At 40.9% G+C, this 18,046-nt stretch carries 12 protein-coding genes; 3 read left to right on the plus strand and 9 right to left on the minus strand.

Annotation, left to right across the window (positions count from 1 at the left end):
• Position 1 precedes the first annotated feature (1 nt).
• From ACXAEO_RS12410 to ACXAEO_RS12420, 3 genes are read right to left on the minus strand one after another with little or no spacing between them, the layout of a single operon-like run.
• Entirely contained in the window at positions 2-2,014 is a 2,013-nt protein-coding gene (locus tag ACXAEO_RS12410; RefSeq protein ID WP_474881367.1) for a response regulator, read from the minus strand.
• Positions 1,965-2,831: a CheR family methyltransferase gene (locus ACXAEO_RS12415; protein ID WP_474881369.1), complete on the minus strand. Its 867-nt coding sequence runs from the start codon at positions 2,829-2,831 to the stop codon at positions 1,965-1,967. Before ACXAEO_RS12415 ends, ACXAEO_RS12410 begins: the two co-directional genes overlap by 50 nt.
• The gene (locus ACXAEO_RS12420; RefSeq protein WP_474881371.1) at positions 2,832-5,591 is read right to left on the minus strand and encodes a response regulator; all 2,760 of its coding nucleotides are present in this window, start codon (positions 5,589-5,591) and stop codon (positions 2,832-2,834) included.
• A 468-nt stretch (positions 5,592-6,059) separates the two neighbouring features.
• Here ACXAEO_RS12420 and ACXAEO_RS12425 point away from each other — a divergent pair, with 468 nt between their 5' ends.
• The 3 genes from ACXAEO_RS12425 (at position 6,060) to ACXAEO_RS12435 (ending at position 10,748) form a co-directional block, all read left to right on the plus strand.
• Positions 6,060-8,258: a sensor domain-containing phosphodiesterase gene (locus tag ACXAEO_RS12425; protein WP_474881372.1), complete on the plus strand. Its 2,199-nt coding sequence runs from the start codon at positions 6,060-6,062 to the stop codon at positions 8,256-8,258.
• Positions 8,259-8,408: 150 nt separating this feature from the next.
• Positions 8,409-8,876 carry a YopX family protein gene (locus ACXAEO_RS12430; RefSeq protein ID WP_474881373.1) on the plus strand — a complete coding sequence of 156 codons (468 nt, stop codon included), beginning with the start codon at positions 8,409-8,411 and terminating at the stop codon, positions 8,874-8,876.
• Positions 8,877-9,038: 162 nt separating this feature from the next.
• A complete protein-coding gene (locus ACXAEO_RS12435; RefSeq protein WP_474881374.1) occupies positions 9,039-10,748 on the plus strand; it encodes an ABC-ATPase domain-containing protein in 1,710 nt (569 codons plus the stop codon).
• A gap of 213 nt (positions 10,749-10,961) precedes the next feature.
• Here the strand turns inward: ACXAEO_RS12435 and ACXAEO_RS12440 are convergent, their stop codons facing one another.
• Genes ACXAEO_RS12440 through ACXAEO_RS12465 form a run of 6 tightly spaced genes read right to left on the minus strand, consistent with a single transcriptional unit; the run spans position 10,962 to position 17,820 of the window.
• Positions 10,962-11,798, minus strand: coding sequence for a sugar phosphate isomerase/epimerase family protein (locus ACXAEO_RS12440; protein ID WP_474881376.1), 837 nt, complete (start codon positions 11,796-11,798; stop codon positions 10,962-10,964).
• Positions 11,795-12,778, minus strand: a complete 984-nt coding sequence (locus ACXAEO_RS12445) for a DUF6005 family protein (protein ID WP_474881378.1) — start codon at positions 12,776-12,778, stop codon at positions 11,795-11,797. Before ACXAEO_RS12445 ends, ACXAEO_RS12440 begins: the two co-directional genes overlap by 4 nt.
• Positions 12,775-13,038: a petrobactin biosynthesis protein AsbD gene (asbD, locus tag ACXAEO_RS12450; RefSeq protein ID WP_474881380.1), complete on the minus strand. Its 264-nt coding sequence runs from the start codon at positions 13,036-13,038 to the stop codon at positions 12,775-12,777. The genes ACXAEO_RS12445 and asbD overlap by 4 nt, the downstream gene beginning before the upstream one ends.
• Entirely contained in the window at positions 13,035-14,267 is a 1,233-nt protein-coding gene (locus ACXAEO_RS12455) for an AMP-binding protein (protein ID WP_474881382.1), read from the minus strand. Before ACXAEO_RS12455 ends, asbD begins: the two co-directional genes overlap by 4 nt.
• Before the next feature lie 15 nt (positions 14,268-14,282).
• Positions 14,283-16,022: an IucA/IucC family protein gene (locus ACXAEO_RS12460; protein WP_474881385.1), complete on the minus strand. Its 1,740-nt coding sequence runs from the start codon at positions 16,020-16,022 to the stop codon at positions 14,283-14,285.
• The gene (locus ACXAEO_RS12465) at positions 15,994-17,820 is read right to left on the minus strand and encodes an IucA/IucC family protein (RefSeq protein ID WP_474881387.1); all 1,827 of its coding nucleotides are present in this window, start codon (positions 17,818-17,820) and stop codon (positions 15,994-15,996) included. Before ACXAEO_RS12465 ends, ACXAEO_RS12460 begins: the two co-directional genes overlap by 29 nt.
• Positions 17,821-18,046 lie beyond the last annotated feature (226 nt).

Here is an 18,046-nt window from a genome sequence, read left to right on the forward strand (position 1 = left end):
ACTAACACTTAAAATGAATAGAAAAGACGGTTCCTTGTTCGTCTGTTTTCACCTTAATGGCGGCATCATGACGGTCAGCTACACTGTAGCAAATAGCTAAGCCTAAGCCTGTTCCATTTTCTTTTGTTGTGAAAAAAGGCGTACCAATTTTATCTATCACCTCTGGTTGAATGCCACTGCCTTCATCTTTAATTTCTAGCACAATATCTTGCTCGTCCATATACGTTTTAATTGTAAGCGTCCCCCCATGAGACATCGCCTCAAGTCCATTTAGAGAAAGGTTTAACACAAGCTGCCGAATTTCTTTTTCATCTAAATATAGCTCATGGCTTGTTCCCAATTCCAGCAAAACATGTTTCCCCGACAGCAGTGCTTCTGCATGGAGTAACGGAAATAACGATTCAATAATGCCGTTAAGATTCTTTTTCTCTTTCTCACTTGTCTTATTTTTAGCTAAATTCAAAAATTCCTTAATAATATCATTGGCCCGGTCCAGCTCGTCCATCATCAATTCAATATGCTCCGGCAACAACTCATGGTCACTATGCTTTCCCATTTGTAAAAACCCGCGCACTGTCGTCATTGGATTTCGAATTTCATGGGCAATGCCCGCTGCCATCTCCCCTATTAAATTCAACCGGTCTAGTCGAGAGATTTCTTTCTCTAATAGCGTTTGTTCTGTCACATCTGTCATTGAAATAAGAAAACATGCTTCCCCTTGAAGATCAATAATCTCTGTTGATAGTAAAGCGTCTCTCTTGTTTCCATCCTTCGTTACATACCGAATTTTCTCGTTCCGTGCAGGTTCTTCCAATTCCAAAATAGGGATAGTCTGTCCATTGAAGTATGAGATTATCTCCACGATATCTAATTCTTTACCTTTTATTTCATCATATCCATAACCTGTATGACGCAACCAACTGGCATTGACATCTATATACTTCCCATCCTTTAATGAACGAATGGCAAGCAAACAAGGGCTAGACTGAAATACTTTTCGAAAACATTCCTCTGACACAAGAAGGTTTTCCGCTATTTTTTTCCGCTCTTCCACTTCTTTTTTCAGCATTGTATTTGCTGCCGAAATCTCAAGCGTTCGCTCCTCCACTAACCTTTCCAGATGATAGAATTGCTGCTTTTGTACTTTCTCCATTTGTTTTCGCTCTGTTACGTCCCTAATGGAATAAACAAAAATTTGATGATCTTCAATCATCGTTTCTCCAATTTGGATATCCACAGGCAAAAGACGCCGGTCTTTATGTACAGCAAACGTCTCTATCACTCTCCCTTTAAATACAGCCTTTCCGCCTTCTTCTATATCTGGAAGCAACATTGTGACATGCTGGTCAAACAAGTCTCCATGAGAATAGCCAAATATTCGTGCAACAGAAGGGTTCGTTGATAAAATATATCCTTCTGCATCCAGCGTGATAATAGCATCCATCAACGTTTCGCTAATGACTTTATTCAAGGCTTCTGTCTTGCGCAAGGTGAAGGATGTTCTGTCCAATTTCCGACTCACTTTTTCAAGCTCAAGTGTCCGTTCCCATTCTTTCTCCATCATCAGCTGCTCATGATTTTGATGAATTTTGACAAACTGTTCAATTTTTCTCTTTAACGATTCTGGATGGAAAGGCTTGAAAATATAATCAATCGCACCTACCGAATAACCATGCAATACATGCTCCATATCTTGACTAATTGCTGTAATAAAAATAATCGGAATATTTTTTGATTTTTCTCTCGCTTTAATGAGTTTAGCTGTTTCAAACCCATTCATTCCCGGCATTTGCACATCTAACAAAATAACGGCAAATTCTTCTTTTAACACGCATTTTAATGCTTCTTCGCCAGAGCTGGCACTAACTAGACGATATTGTGGAGACATGAGAACAGCCTCCAAAGCAAGTAAATTTTCTTGACGATCATCTACCATCAAAATATTGACTTTTTGCTGTTTTCGATCATCGTTTCCGCTTACGATAGATTTTCTCTTCTGGATTAAATCCCTCATAAAAGTCTGCATTTTTTGTAAACTGAACCCCCTCTCTTTTCCCTAAGCAAAGAAACCCATCTAAACTAAGACTCTCGCACAATAAATCGTGCACATGATTTTGCAAGTTCTTATTAAAATAAATCATAACATTTCGGCAAATGATGATATGAAACTCATTAAATGAATGATCGATTGCTAAGTTATGTTGAGCAAATACTATATTTTCTCTTAAAAAGGGATGAAAAACGACTTGCTCTTGCTTTGTCATATAGTATTCTGAAAAGGCTCTTTTTCCACCTGCCTGAAAGTAATTTTTTGTATATGCTTGCATGCGCTCTAAAGAAAACACACCTTGCTTGGCTTGCTCTAAAATATTAGCATTCATGTCCGTAGCATAAATTCTTGCTTTATCATACAATCCCTCTTCCAGCAAAAGAATGGCCATCGAATACACTTCTTCTCCTGAAGCACAGCCAACATGCCAAATGCGGATATACGGATAATTCTTCATAAGCGGAATAACTTGATTTCGAAGCGCCAGAAAAAAAGAAGGGTCTCGAAACATTTCGGTAACATTAATCGAAAAATCGGCACAAAGCTTTTTCATAACGGCAGAATCATGAAGAACTCTCTCTTGTAAACTTGATATACTTGTCAGCTTCTCAGCATGAATACGGTGCCAAACTCTTCTTTGAACAAATGGGAAAGCATAGTTTCTAAAATCCAGACCGTAATAACGGTAAATGCCCTCTAATAATAATTCCGTTTCAATCCTCTCTAATTCATCAGTCTCTTTCCTTCTAATACTTGCTAAACCTGTAATGACGATTCCCACCTATCTATACAGCCATACTTGCATAAGCGAGAATAACTGCTCTAAATTGATTGGCTTGCTTATATAATCCGAAGCCCCAGCCTCCAAACATTCCTTTTTATTTTGTTTCATCGCCTTGGCTGTCAGCGCAATAATTGGCAATGCTTGAAACGGCGGCAACGCTCTAATTTTTTGAATGGCTTCGAGTCCATCCATTTCCGGCATCATAATATCCATTAAAACAAGGTCGATATCCGGATTCTCCTGAAGTGCCTCTATCCCTTCCCTTCCGTTTTCCGCAAACAGAACACGGATGCCACATTCCTCAAGAGAAGTGGTTAACGCAAATATATTGCGCATATCATCGTCTACAAGGAGAACTTTTTTTCCTTTCAGTAAAGTTTGGCCATGAAAATCAAGACTTTGTTCTTCTACCGGCTGTGTAAGCTGTTCGACTTGCTCTGTCGACACATTCTCCTCTTCCTCATACCCAGCTGCCGCCTCTAATCCAAAAGCCTCTATTTCCATTTGTGCTTTAGATTGATAGTTTGGTAAATATAGAGTGAATGCGCTTCCGACACCTTCTTCGCTATCGACGTCAATAAATCCGCCTAAACGTTCCGCTAACTCTCGGCTAATCGAAAGCCCTAGTCCTGTACCGCCGTACTTGCGACTCGTTGTCCCATCTGCCTGTTTAAACGCTTCAAAAATCATTGTCTGTTTTTCTCTTGAAATTCCAATTCCAGTATCCATCACAGCGAAAGCGAGTACAGGCGCTGTTCCATCTACCACAATCTGTTCACGAATTTCCTCTTTAGTCGCCTTACGAATATGAAAAGAAATACTCCCTTTTTCTGTAAACTTAATGGCATTAGATAATAGATTTTTTAAAATTTGCTCAAGGCGATGCACATCTGTATACAAAGCCTCTGGCAAATTCGAATCATGTTGAATGTTCAGCTGCAACCCTTTCTGCCGAACGAGATGAGAAAAATTCCGATGGATAAAATGTTCAATGTCTGAAATCTTCACGTCACTTGGCACTATTTCCATTTTTCCCGACTCTACTTTCGCCAAATCTAAAATGTCATTAATTAAATATAAAAGATCATTGCCCGATGAATAAATGGTTCGCACATATTCCACTTGCTTACGCGTCAAATTACCATGTCGATTTTCAGCAAGCATCTGAGCCAAAATCAACAAACTATTGAGCGGTGTTCGAAGTTCATGTGACATATTAGCTAAAAATTCCGACTTGTAGCGGGAACTAAGTTCAAGCTGTTGTGCTTTCTCTTCAAGAATTAAACTGATTTTTTCTAATTCCTGCTTTTTCTGTTCGGAGGTTTCATACTGCTCTTCTAATTTTTCATTAACCGCTCTTAACTCCTCTTGCTGTAGTTCCAGTTCTTCGGATTGACTTTGCAATTCTTCTGTTAATACTTGCGACTCTTGCAAAAGTTTTTGAACTTTCATATGATTAATCATACTATTAACAGCTATTCCGATATGGTTCATAACTTCATGAAGCAGGATTTGTTGAAGCGATGTAAATGATTGAAATGAAGCTAATTCGATTACACCTAGTACCTCATCTTCGAACATTACAGGCAAAAGCGTCACATGCTTCGGAGCGGCCATCCCACTTCCAGAAGCAACTTTTATGTAATAGTTATCAGGGATAGAGGTCGTCACTACGGGCTCACGATCAACTGCACATTGTCCTACAAGCCCTTCTCCAAAACGGAACGAATTTACTCTCGCTTCTTCGTAATACACAGCATAAGCAGCTAACCTTTCTAAGCGCTGCTCTCTTCCTTTCCCTTCCTTAAGGTAGAAAATGCCACATTGTGCTCCAAACATTGTCGCAAGCTTTTTAATTAAAACCTCGCCTAATGCTTGTAAATTTTCTACTCCCGTAGAAGCGACCGCGATTTCAGCAATGTTAGATTGAATCCAACTATGTTCTTCTGCTTTCTCTTTTAACTGTTTCTCCTGGTCAACATATCTTTCTAACGACTCAGCCATCCCATTAAAAGCTTCAGAAATCGCACCAACTTCATCTTTTGACGTTATATCTATGCGCGGCAAACGACCACCTTCGCTCGAAGCGGCCGCCGTCATAACAGACGCGACCCGATTAAGGTTTTTAGTCATATTTTTAATTAAAGTCACCGCAATAAGCAAGCCAATTAAAAAAGCCACAATCGCGTATGTATAAGTCATTCGAACAGCCAAATTATGTGTATCACGGCTTCGATAAAGTTCGTCTTTCATTCTCTGATCTTGCAAATTATAAAGCAAACCTGCTATTTGCTGAATACGCTCTTGATTTTGTTCCATATCATACCATAACAATTTTTCAAGCTTCGCATCGTTTTCGATTTGTTGAAGCATAATGACTTCCTGTGACATATGATCATGGATGTCGTAGAGGGTTTTAAATGTCCGAATCAACTCTTGAGACTTCTCTCTTGTGTCCGCCTGCTCCAGCGATTCGACCGCTTTTGAAATATTTAACTTAGACTGTTCCATATCGTTTTGAATGGTCTGAATGAGGTCATCAGGAGGGTTGGATGTCAGCTCTTTTAATTCTCGATCCAAATTCACCATCTCATACTGAATAGTAGAAGCCATTTTAACCCTTTCCGACAATTCCTTCACGACGAGATTAACCTTCACCGTTTGTTGATCAAGTATATTCATAAGTAACACTAATAAAACAAGGGCTAAAACTAATATAGCACCCAATCCAGCATAAAGTTTTGTCGTAAATTTCATATAAGCTTTTCTCAGCCCCTTTAATAAAAATAGCTGGCATGTATCGACTTTCTACATACAAACCATACCTTTTTAGCACACTTAAAATTTAAACTTTTCTGAAATTTAAACCTCCTATTGGGGTAGGCTCGAAGCAATTATATTATATTCAAACATAATGAGCAATAACGTTCAAAATCAAAGCTAAACCTTGTACATAGTAATAATAACCGTCATAATGTTTAATTTCTATCCCATTATCAAACGTGCCTGCAGACGTCTTGATTGTCTTCGTGACAAAAGCAGCCGCTTTCTATGATTAAATGACAAGAAATCCCTCTATTAATAGAAATAACATTTTATTGAAACATTGTCATAAATTAGACTTAAGATAAAGTATGTTTTACTTGAAATAGATGTAGATTAAAAACTACAACTTTTGTACTATTATAAATAACTACGTTTATGCATAAGGGAGCAAAAGAAAAAATGTCCTCTAATATTCATTTTGAATCTCTTTTTGATGTATATCAATCATTTTTTAATTACCATCACGATGCTTGTTATGCCCTTGATTCACAAGGGCGCTTTCAATTGCTGAACGATGCAGCTATTGAAATGATCGGCTATTCTAGAGAAGAAGCACTGGAAATGAAGTTTAGTTCTTTAATTCAAGAACACTGTCTTGAACGAACACTTTATTTTTTTAACCGTATTCTTAACGGACATCGCGAAAATTTCGAAACCGTTATCCGTCATAAAAATGGGAAACGAATTGATTTATCGATTACCGCCATTCCCATTGTGATAGACGGAGAAATTGGTGGGGTCGTTGGCATCGCGAAAAACATAACCGACAAAAATGATTTAGAATTGTTGTTAAGCGGACAAAATAACGTGCTTGAAATGATTGCAAAAGGAGCACTTTTTCATGAAGTGTTAGATAACATCGTCTATCTCATTGAAACAGTATCCAATGGAGGCTTATGTTCCATCCTTCTCATTGATGAAGATGAGATGAATTTAGTTCATGGCTCCGCTCCTCATTTACCATCTGAATATATAGACTATATAAACGGAACGACTATAGGACCGGCCGTCGGTTCATGTGGGACAGCTGCCTTTTTAAAACGGCCTGTTATCGTTACAGACATTAGCACTGATTCACTATGGATGAATTATAAAGAAATGGCACTTTCACATGGATTGAAAGCTTGCTGGTCATCCCCTGTTTATGACCATAAAAAAAATGTCATTGCAACCTTTGCCATGTATTATGACAAGCCTTCTAGTCCGACTGAAAGAGATATAAAAGTGATTCAAACAGCGACTGACTTAACGAGTTTGACGATTCAACACTACCGAGCAAAAGAAAAAGTTAATTTTATGGCCTTTCATGATTCGTTGACAGAATTACCGAACAGACGACTTTTTGACAAAGCGGTTAATGAGGAAATTGCCACCTTCGAACATAAGACCGACCATACGCTCGGCTTAATGTATCTCGATTTAGATCGATTTAAATTAGTCAATGACTCACTTGGACACAGTATTGGTGACAAGTTGCTCCAAGAAGTGGCCCAAAGGCTACAAAGCTGTTTGAAAACAAATGATATAATTTCAAGACAAGGTGGCGATGAATTCACACTTTTATTGAAAAACACGTCCAAACAAGAGCTTGAACAAACCGCCGAACAAATATTACATGTGCTCACCGAACCATTCGTCATTGACGACCACGAACTTTTCACAACCGCCAGTATCGGTCTGAGCCTGTATCCTATTGATGGCAACAGTACAGAGGATTTGATGCGAAAAGCAGATACTGCCATGTATCAGGCGAAGAAAAAAGGGAGAAATAACGTACAGTTTTACGATGCTGCTTTAGATCAACAAGCATATCGCAAGTTGGAGATTGAAAATGAGCTAAGAAAAGCTGTAGATCAAAATGAATTAACACTCCATTATCAGCCAATCATTAACCTTTCAACAAATGAAATAGAAGGGGCAGAAGCATTGATTCGCTGGCATAATAAAAAATTAGGATCGGTGTCACCAGCTGAGTTTATCCCGATTGCTGAAGAAACTGGATTGATTGTGCCTATCGGAGAATGGGTGTTACAAACAGCTTGCCAGCAATTAAAAAAATGGGAAAAAGAAGGTCTCACATCCATGAGCGTTTCTGTTAACCTATCCATTCGCCAATTTTATCATCCTAATTTACTTTCAATGATAGAAACGACTATTGCCAATACAGAAATCGCCCCACAACAATTAATTGTTGAACTCACTGAAAGCATGACGATGGATGTAGAGACAGCTTCTCCACTTCTTTACGAACTGAAAAAGCTTGGACTCACTATTTCCATTGATGATTTTGGGACAGGTTACAGTTCACTCAATTATTTAAAAACCTTTCCAATTGACTATTTGAAAATAGACAAAACTTTCATTCATGACATCACAGCAAGTAAACATAATGAAAGCATTGCAACAACCATCATCCTCATGGCTCACAGTCTTGGGTTAAAAGTAATCGCTGAAGGGGTCGAAACAGTTCAACAGCTAGAGGTTCTCCAGCAGCACGATTGCGATGAAGTTCAAGGTTTCTTATTCAGTCCCCCCCTGCCGGCAGATAGATGGTTATTATTTCATACGGAATTCACTCGTGCCAATCCACGTTGCTGAGGGTGTCAGAAAAGGGGCGTTTTCTGACACCCTCATTTTTTGTCGACTCATTCGACAATCTTCGTCTAGTGACAGGCCTTTCATATTGATGTTAAAATTAATTTATACATGGGGATATTTTACAAACATGGGGACAAAGGGGTCGTGATCATGAAAAAAAATAAGTTTAGAGTTTGGGACACAAACGGATTGTATAACGGTACACCAGGAATGCTGGAAGACTCAGCATACACAGAACTTGGACAAGACCTTTGGAATCATCACAACTACATAAAAATGCAGTTCATCGGTCTGAAGGATCACAACGGCAACGAAATTTATGAAGGAGATATTATAAAAGGCTTTAAGCAAATGTACATTCCTAGCTGGGATGGCTTCGAGTCTGCTTCTGATAATCATTTCGTTGAGCTCGATGATGAAGAAATCGGCATCGTCATTTATCAAACAAACGGATTCAAATCAGAATTTGTTATTCAAAGCTTAAACGATAGTCGGCATTTCACGTTTCAGGAAATTAGCCGAATCGAAGTGATTGGAACTGTCCATCAAAATCCAGAACTCCTTCATGGACAAGCACCATCTCTTCTGAAAAGCCAGAACCAAAATGTAGCCATTTAATTCAAACTAACATTTTAGCAGGTCGATACCCGTTCTAGTTAACAAAATATTCAAAAAGGGGCCGCTCATCTGAATGAGTGCCTCTTTTTTTATCGTTTATTTGCCCCTCTTCTATGGGAAGCTTAAAAAGAGGAAGCTTACTAAAAATGGAGGTACTATTCGTTGGAACGATTGAAAAGAGAATTACTTCAATTCGATGGTAAAGGCTATAAGGCTTACAAAGACATTCAAGGAAAAACATATAAGGGTAGTGACTGGCTGTTACATATCGATTATGTTCAAGGTGATCCATTTGCCAGTCCTTCCCGTATTCGCTTGGAAATGAGTAAAAAGAACGCCCGCTATAAGCAAGAATGGATTTATCCAGCTTCACGTCGGACCGCCTTTGAAGACTTTATCGCAAGGCAAGCGGCTATAAGAATACATGCACTGGAACGCAAACGAAAAGAAATCGGCAAAAGCGGCCTCATCTATATTGACAAACCAGGACAGGAAATATTACCTCGAACGACGGTTAAAGCGGATGCATCAAACATTGAGCTTCGCCTTTCGGTCGGACTTCCTGCAGCTGGAAGAAGAATTTTAGGAAAAGAAGCGGCCCATCTTTTATGCGAAGATATCCCGCTTTTGTTCAGGAAAACCCTTTTTGACTTTAACGAAAAGGAGTTGCTGGCTCACCTTGAACTGAGCGACCAACAAGCGGCCATTCGAGATTATTTGGAGGAACATGGATACATATGTTTTGTCGCCAATGGCTCTATTTTGCCGCGCATCAGCGGGGTCAGTCATCAACCATTGTCTGGAGAAGGGATTATTCCTTTCGAATCTCCTTTATCACTCGAAATTGAAATTCCTGTCCCCCACCGCCAACCACTGAAAGGAATGGCTCTTCCAAAAGGGGTTCACTTAATTGTCGGCGGTGGATATCACGGAAAAAGCACATTGCTGAAAGCTATTGAAAGAGGCGTATACTCTCATATAAAAGGAGACGGCAGAGAATTCGTATTAACAGCAGAATCCGCCGTCAAAATACGAGCAGAGGATGGTCGACGTGTTGAAAAAGTCAATATCTCCCCTTTTATTACCCATTTGCCATTCGGACAAGATACTCAGCATTTTTCAACAGATGACGCTAGCGGCAGTACATCGCAAGCTGCCAATATTATGGAGGCGCTTGAAATCGGAGCAGATGTATTATTAGTGGATGAAGATACGAGTGCCACCAATTTTATGATTCGAGACGCAAGAATGCAAGCGTTAATTTCAAAAGATAAAGAGCCCATTACTCCTTTTGTCGACAAGGTTCGGCAACTTTACGACCAACACGGTGTGTCAACCATTCTCGTATTAGGAGGGTCCGGAGATTATTTTGACGTCGCCGATACAATCACGATGATGGATGAATATCACCTCATTGATGTAACCGAAAAAGCAAAACAGATTGCGGACACTTTCAAAGAAGGACGTGTCGCTGAAGGCGGAGGGCACTTCGGAAACATTGAACGGCGAATTCCTCTGCCTACAAGCTTTAATGCCCGTAAAGGTTCTAAGGAAAAGATTGAGGCGAAAGGAATCTATACCATTCTCTACGGAACGAGTACTATTGATTTATCATCGATGGAGCAACTCGTCGACCCTAGTCAAACGCGCGCCATTGCCGATATGCTTCGCTACATTGAAAAACAGGCAGTGAACGGGACCACTTCATTAAAAACAATTCTCGATCAACTCTATCAGCGCATTGAAACACAAGGGTTGGATGTCATCTCTAAATATCCTGGTAAGCATCCAGGCGATTTAGCTCTTCCTCGGAAAATAGAGACAGCTGCTGCTATTAACCGAATGAGAACATTAACAATAAACACAACATAATCCCACTGCGCCGTTCATGAATGCCCACCTTCCATCGGATATTCATGAGCGGTTTTTTCCTGTTTAAAAGAACTTCCTCCCTTTTCAGTATTGGATTAGTGAACTTCATCGTCCTGACAACCTCTGCATTTAAACGACCGAAAGCTGAGGCATAAGATTTCTCTCGAAAACAGCCATTTCTTCTGTCTTAGCAGAAAAAATGGCTGTTTTCGATTACACATATACAGAACTTACAGTGGTTCCAACCACTTTTCTCACTTCGCTTCCGTCCTTTTCCAGTACGTCTTTCACGTTTGGCCCGAACCATTCCAGTGAAGCTTCCATTTCCATTATCGGGAGTACTTCCCTTAAAAAAGCGCGATAATTGACCACTCCTTCAAATAGGGGAACCATCCCTTCCCTAGAGCCTGCAGCAGCGTAAACATTGCCAGGTTCAAAAACGTTCAGTTGGGAACGGGAAGCAATATTTTTTAAGTGGAAATGAGAGACAACTGGATGAAGTTCCCTTACCGCTGACAGAGGGTCTGCCCCAGATTCCCACATATGCAACACATCAAAGTTCACTCGAAGCGCCGGATGATCGGTTTCTTCCAGAAGCTGAAGGGTAGACGGAAGGTTGTCCGTCAATGTATTTGGATGAGTTTCCACAAGCAATAACTGACCTTCTGATTGAACAAATTCACAAAGCATGCGCAGTCTGTCCACCAATGCCGCCCGTTCCTCCGGGCTCGTTTCCCCGCTCCCTTTCTTCCCCACAAATGTACGGATTTTGTTGGTTCCCCATCGCACGGCAAGAGCAGAAAGTTTTCTCGTTTCGGTCATCATGTCGGAAATCGACGCTTCCAGCGGTAAATAATCACTGAGCATACTCGTTTCCAAACCGTACGACTTCAGCCAATCCTTTCCATAATAAGAATTGTCCGCTAGATGCTTCGCATGAATGCCCCATAGTTCAATTCCTTGAAAATGCTGTTCCTGCGCCCATCGAGCCAGTTCATCGATCGAATGAAGGTGATGCCGGAATGAAATGGTACAAATGGAAAGCTTCATACAATGACCTCCTTCTGTTTATCCGTGGTTTGTTTCGATAGCCACGCGTCAAAACATTCCTGCAGCCCCTGTTTGATTTTAAACTCCAACAAGTTTTGCTCTTCCAGTTTGGCAAAAATGTCTTCCGCCATAGAAACATCTTTCGTCACCGCCAGCTTCATTGCCCGGTACTGGATCGTTGTATAACCGTTCACAAGGCGTTCAATATCGTCACACCATGCTTCAAACCCGGCTTCATCACGCTCAAGAAATTCCCAAAAATAAGCGAAAGCGTGTTCATATGCATATTTTCGGATCGCTAGCACTGGCAATTGCTTCAAGGCAAAGCCAAGCTTAGATAAACGCTCTTTTTCTTTTCCGGCCGTATAGGCAACAATGATGTTGGAAACAGCATCTGTTATCGGGTTGCAATCGTGTTTGATACACGTCTTGAAATACGCTTCCACTGTCTCGGCATTCGGAGGTGTAATTAAGTCTGCATCAAAATAATACCCTCCTTCTACAGATGGTTCTTGAATGGCCTTTAAAATCCGTTCCTTCGGCAACATTCCTTCCCAGCGGAAATCAGGATCATACATAAACCACTCTTCTTCGTTTTCCGCCTTTTCCAACATGACATAGTGCGGAAAAGGTCGTTGATGAAATTTGTTTTCCCTCTCCGGAAGCATTGATAAATCAAGCATGACCATCACATACCGATGTTCAGGTTTGTTTTCAATCAAGTTTTTCATCGCTTCTATGTTTTCTTCCTTTGAACGTGTCTCGTCATACCATTTATGAAGTTTAATCCCGTAAAGTATTTCGTACCATGCTTGAAAAAAAGTATGGTCGATATGGTCAGAGTGATATGTTAACGTCCCGTTTTCCAACACATCAAAATCGGCGTCCCACACCCCAAAATAATACGGACGGTGATCGACTCCCTTTGTTTTCTTTATCGCTTCACACACACAACTAACAAAACAATGAACTTTAATCATCCTATCGCTTCCTTTTGCTGACGTTCTAAAAAGCTCACTAAACTCCCCACCGTCTGAAAGTCTTTCGGCACGAGCGTTTCATCTGGAATTTTAAATCCAAGACTAAGCTCTAAATGCAAAATAAGCTCCAATATCATCACAGAATCCATATAAAGATCTTCATTCAGCCGTGCCCCTTCATGAAAGGAAGATAACGTGGGAAGCTCCAGATGTTCTTCTAATATGCTATAAACACTGTTGATTATCTCTGTTCTCGTCACACTTGAACCTCCTCTAATTGTTTTCGACTTACCTTCCCATTCGGAAGTTTCGCAATTTCTAGAACACGTTTGAACTCAACAGGAATTTGATGAGGAGCGAGAAACTTCGAGCACCATTCCCTTAGTTCCATTTCATCAATCGGTTCCTCTGACACAAACTGTACACAAACTCTCTCTCCTGAAAGTTTGTTTTGCTTTTTGTAAACGACCGCTTCTACAACTCTCGGTTCGTCCATCAGTACATTCTCCACCTCTTGCGGATAAACATTTAAGCCCGCTACATTGATGGTGTCATCCATTCTGGCCAAAAAGAACAGCACTCCCTCGTGCATATATCCAAGATCTTGTGTATAGATGACCTTTGAAGAAGTGTGAATCATAATCTCACCTGGCGTATTCCCATCTCCCGCTTCCACCGTTACATGTGGCAGCGGATAGCCCATTTCCCGGGTTTCCTGTAAATCGGGATGGATGGCAACGCAACCGGCTTCAGAGCATCCGTACTGCTGAAGCACCCGGCGTGATACTTGCTTTAAGGAAGTAAGCCAATTGGATGGCATCACCATCCCTGATGTCATCACCATATCCAAACGCTGATTCTTTCCAATTAGGCGACTTAATGTATGAAGAAGTGCCGGTGCCCCATATAAAATGTGTGTTTGATTTTCTCCAAGCTTTTTCAATATATATTTCGGGTTCATATTCGTTATAATGACTGGCTCTGCCCCTCTTTTGAAGCAAGCAAGCACACCGCTAATTAAACCGTACGAGTGCGTGACTGGACAAGCAACAACAGACCTCGTTTGCTCATCAACAGGTAAAACGGATGTATAGCTTTCAATCTCTTCTTCCACTGATTTCCATGTTCGCTCAATGCATTTCGGATTGCCTGTCGTTCCTGAACTCATCTGTATCAGACAACCTTCCCCTTCATCATCGTGATTGGAAAGCTCGATGATGGAATCGATTGATTCAACGATTAACAGATGACTGGAAGCAGCAGTTGCCAAGCGAATGGCTCCTTCTTTCGGCGTAGATGGATGAATCGGAAAGACAGATCCCCCTTTAGCACGAATGTATAAACAAAGCGCCAGCCACTGGACAACATCTGACATACAAACTGCTATTCTTCGATTTTTGCAACCTCTTATTTGCGGGATATTCTCAAATGCCCTGTATTGTGCTTCTAAATCATCGATTGTATAGTATTGATCATTCACAAAAAACATAGCGTTCTCCCCTTTTTATCTTGTCTTTGAAAGCACATTCGAAACGAGATGACGAAAACTTTCTTCGCCTTTCGCTTGAAGCTTTTTTGTCAGCAGAGATTCAACATAAATATATTCACTTGCATGCTGAAGTTTGGCTTGGCGACTCGCCAAGTGTGGAAAACGCTCTAAATGGTGGGACAGTGCCGCTTCTATTTCGCTCCAAAATGAGGCTTCCTCATAATGGTACTGTTCGTCAAGCAAATAAGATAATTCGCTTAAATGAAAGACAAATAGCGTATCCATAATTAACTCTCTTAACGCTTCTTTCGAAGACATCCAATAATACCGGTCTGCTGGTGCCTTTTCATATCGTTGATGAATGGTGTCAAATAACGGGACAAGACTCGAATCCGCTAAAAAACCTTCCACATATTCAATACTGTCATGGAAATCCCGCAGCACGACTCGTGTCGGCCATCCATCTCTATGCAGTAAAATCATATTTTGCGCGTGGGCCTCTACTGCAAGACCATGCGCTATAAGAAGATGCCACACAGGAACGACGCTTACTTCTATCAAGCGTTTCACCCATGTTTCTATCCCGTAACGTTTCAGCCAATGATCAACGAAAGGAAGCCCATCTTTTTCCACCATCATGAGCGCATTGAACGGAACCGCTTGTTCTTCTGCCTTTATATAAGTGTTCACACTTTCTCTCCATATAGCCCCGAGTTGGCCATCCAATCTTACATGCTCCTCGTCGGGTTCGAACATGATGCCTCCATATTCTTTCAACACAACTAATGAAGCCTCTCCTTGTAAATAAGCATCTGATTGAACAATCGCTTCCATCCAATTTGACAGATAAGGAGCAGCACAGACAGCGTGAGAAGCCAGCGTCCTTAACGAAGAGGTGTTCACCATATTCATAGACAATTTGATATAGGCTTTGTCGGGATTCGTTTCATTCCAGAGAGTTCGAACAGACTGAGTCGCCCTGTACTCATCGCCCACCACATCTAAAGGCAGAACATCTCGCTTTAAAATATAGTCGGCTAATTGAGACTCGATGACTTTCCATTGCCAAGGGTGAATCGGGAGAAACGTATATTCCGTAAACGTCCCTCCCATTGCCTCGAGCTGTGTTAACAAAGTTTCCCATAACGGAAGACCAAGCTCTCGTTTCCAAAAATCTTGTTCCTCTTCCATAACAGACAGTCGTACTTTCTGTCTTCTAACCGCCGTCCATTTGAGCGGAAACGACCGTTTCGCCTCCGGTCCATATTTTTCGTGGTCGTCTACTGTAAAACCGGTTCGCGACTTAAAGCACGGATGATACGGATGACCTTCCGTCAGCTCTGATTCCAGCTCTTCATAGCTTGACTCCCTTCTAGAGAGCGGATGTATCAGATGAGCTTCATTCCATTCACAAAGCTTCATAGTCTGCATCAGTTCATGTTGTACCCGTTCTTTTTGTTCCTCATCTGAAACAAGTTCTGCCAAAATTTCCTCAAGGGCAGGTTCTATCCAAGTATCATCAGGAAGCTGTCGTAAAATGCTACCTTCTTTTAGTCGAATACGGTCAAACGACATTCTTCGTCCTATGCAGCGGTATGTATGATTTTTTCCAACTAGTACAAATAAAGAATAAGGCTCTTCTCCATATGGCTGTTCTTCATAAGCAATGAGTTTCTCAAAAAGTATCGCCTCTATAAGCTGCCTCTTCACCCGCTGTTCGGCTTTTCTAGAAGACGAGAGAGACAAGTGGTTCATGTTCTTCCCCCTTCCGAACGAGAACAAAAGGATTGGACAAGTTTGTATATACCGCTTGTTCAAGTTCTGCCGCCAGTTCGTCAATATCGTGAAAACGGGTTAATAAATTAGCTTTATATGCCAGCTTCTCTTGATGAAGAATCATGTGAATAAACCTTTTCCCTTGCCCTGTTAACTCGTTCGCTAATACTTCCAATTGCTCAATAGACCATTCCACTAAAGTTTTTTCACCAATTAGGCCATCCGCTCCGAATCGGTACATGACGGAAAACACTTGATTCATAAACAAATAATAAGTAAAGCGTTCCTGAATAAGATCATCTTCATAAAAAAGCTCTGGTGTTTCTACAAGCGAAGGCTCCAACTGGCGAAGGTTTTGTTCATATGACCGAGATAAATAATAGCCTTGATTATCTCGGTAATAGTACAATTCGGGGTAACCAGATGAAACATCCAGCACACTGTTTTGCTGATGCGCTTCCAACGCAATTCCATGAGCATCGTACAATCGAATGAGCGGCTCTACGGCACATCTCCAATATTTTTTAAACCACTCAAAACTTACTTGTTCCAGCGACCGGCATTCTAACTGGGCTGCTTTAGCAATCAAGTTATATAAGCGAGACGTTTGACCTGGAAGCGGGTCTTGTACAATTGCCGCGACCGAGCTTACACCTTTGTCGTGCCCTTTTTGAAATATGTTCGCTCGAATAATCATCTCGAATCCTGATTCCTCTTCATTCTGAAAATTAACGGTCATGTAAGCCGGATCATCCATAATTTGAAATAACGGGTACTTCTCTAGAAAATCGATGTTGCTCATCAATTGAGCCATAACAACACCAGCTTTCAATTCATGTCGCCGATTGACCCGCAACGAATTCGTCACTTTAACCGGAATGGAAAACTTATACATCCACTCTTCTTCAGCACGGTACACCGTTCTGAGAGAAGAGGTGGCGGTATAGGGTGGTCCAATTGCACCTAAATCTTTGATTAAACCTTCTTCTATCGCCTTTCTAACAAACTTCTGTTGCAGGAGCCATTGTGCCTGGAGCGGATGAACCGGTATGATGAGTGTATGTGCTGGAACATTGAGCTCCGGCAAAGATTTCGATAAGGAGCGAGAAATGATGTCACTCGCACTCTCTTTGAACACCGAAGCCTCTGTAACGATTTGACGGTCAACTTGAAAATAGTGAAGCTGAAACGAACCTGCCATCTCTGGCGCGAAGCTCTCATGTTGCCAATCAGCCATTCCTTGTCTGCTTTTCGGTGTCGGATGAAGCCAATGACCAAATAACAGGGATTGCTCGGTTTCAATAAATGTACTATTTTCGGAGTAGAGTTTCTGTGAATCTTTCATTCTACTTTCAATATAAGTTGTCATCGTTTGATAGCTTCCGATGAGTCGAACAATCAATTCATCAAAATGCGAAGCAAGCTCGGGGCATCCGTTTCCTTTCGCCATCATGTGGAGCTCTTGAATTAATGCCATCATGAGCATAAAACGATCTTCTTTATACCATCCTTTTTCTTTGCTACAATATCTCAGCGCTACCCCAAATAAATGTCTTCCAACAAGGGAGCGATAATTTACTTCAAGAGCAAACCGGACAGATTGAAGTGGCAGTTCAATTTCTAAGATGTGCGCTCCCGCTAGAAAAGTTGTTGGACGATTTTCTTTCATCCACTCCCCTTTACCCATCCAATGTCCTATATGTAATTCACGAATATAGCTATTAACGAACGCCTGGAATGTAGCATTTTCTGCAATATGTTTAGCTGACTGATGCATATTTCCATCCTTTCATCGAGTCTTTAGTCCTAGATAATGATAATCATTCTCATCATCTAAGTAAAAAGATGAGGTTGTCTGAAAAGCGGAAAATCCCCTTTTTCAAGCAACCTCACCAAAATGAATCGTGACGTTATACAACCATTTTCGCAAACGATTCATTTTGCATGTCTTCTTCCTTCAAACAATAATGAAATTCATTTTCAATGATAACGATTATCAACCG

The organism is Bacillus sp. ABA4_010 (assembly GCF_056159105.1).

Bases quoted from the DNA above. Each gene is read 5' to 3' on its own strand.
- ACXAEO_RS12455 (WP_474881382.1), bottom strand. From the start codon at position 14,267: ATGTTTTTTGTGAATGATCAATACTATACAATCGATGATTTAGAAGCA.
- ACXAEO_RS12425 (WP_474881372.1), top strand. From the start codon at position 6,060: ATGTCCTCTAATATTCATTTTGAATCTCTTTTTGATGTATATCAATCA.
- ACXAEO_RS12440 (WP_474881376.1), bottom strand. From the start codon at position 11,798: ATGAAGCTTTCCATTTGTACCATTTCATTCCGGCATCACCTTCATTCG.
- ACXAEO_RS12420 (WP_474881371.1), bottom strand. From the start codon at position 5,591: ATGAAATTTACGACAAAACTTTATGCTGGATTGGGTGCTATATTAGTT.
- ACXAEO_RS12465 (WP_474881387.1), bottom strand. From the start codon at position 17,820: ATGCATCAGTCAGCTAAACATATTGCAGAAAATGCTACATTCCAGGCG.
- ACXAEO_RS12430 (WP_474881373.1), top strand. From the start codon at position 8,409: ATGAAAAAAAATAAGTTTAGAGTTTGGGACACAAACGGATTGTATAAC.
- ACXAEO_RS12410 (WP_474881367.1), bottom strand. From the start codon at position 2,014: ATGAGGGATTTAATCCAGAAGAGAAAATCTATCGTAAGCGGAAACGAT.
- ACXAEO_RS12460 (WP_474881385.1), bottom strand. From the start codon at position 16,022: ATGAACCACTTGTCTCTCTCGTCTTCTAGAAAAGCCGAACAGCGGGTG.
- ACXAEO_RS12445 (WP_474881378.1), bottom strand. From the start codon at position 12,778: ATGATTAAAGTTCATTGTTTTGTTAGTTGTGTGTGTGAAGCGATAAAG.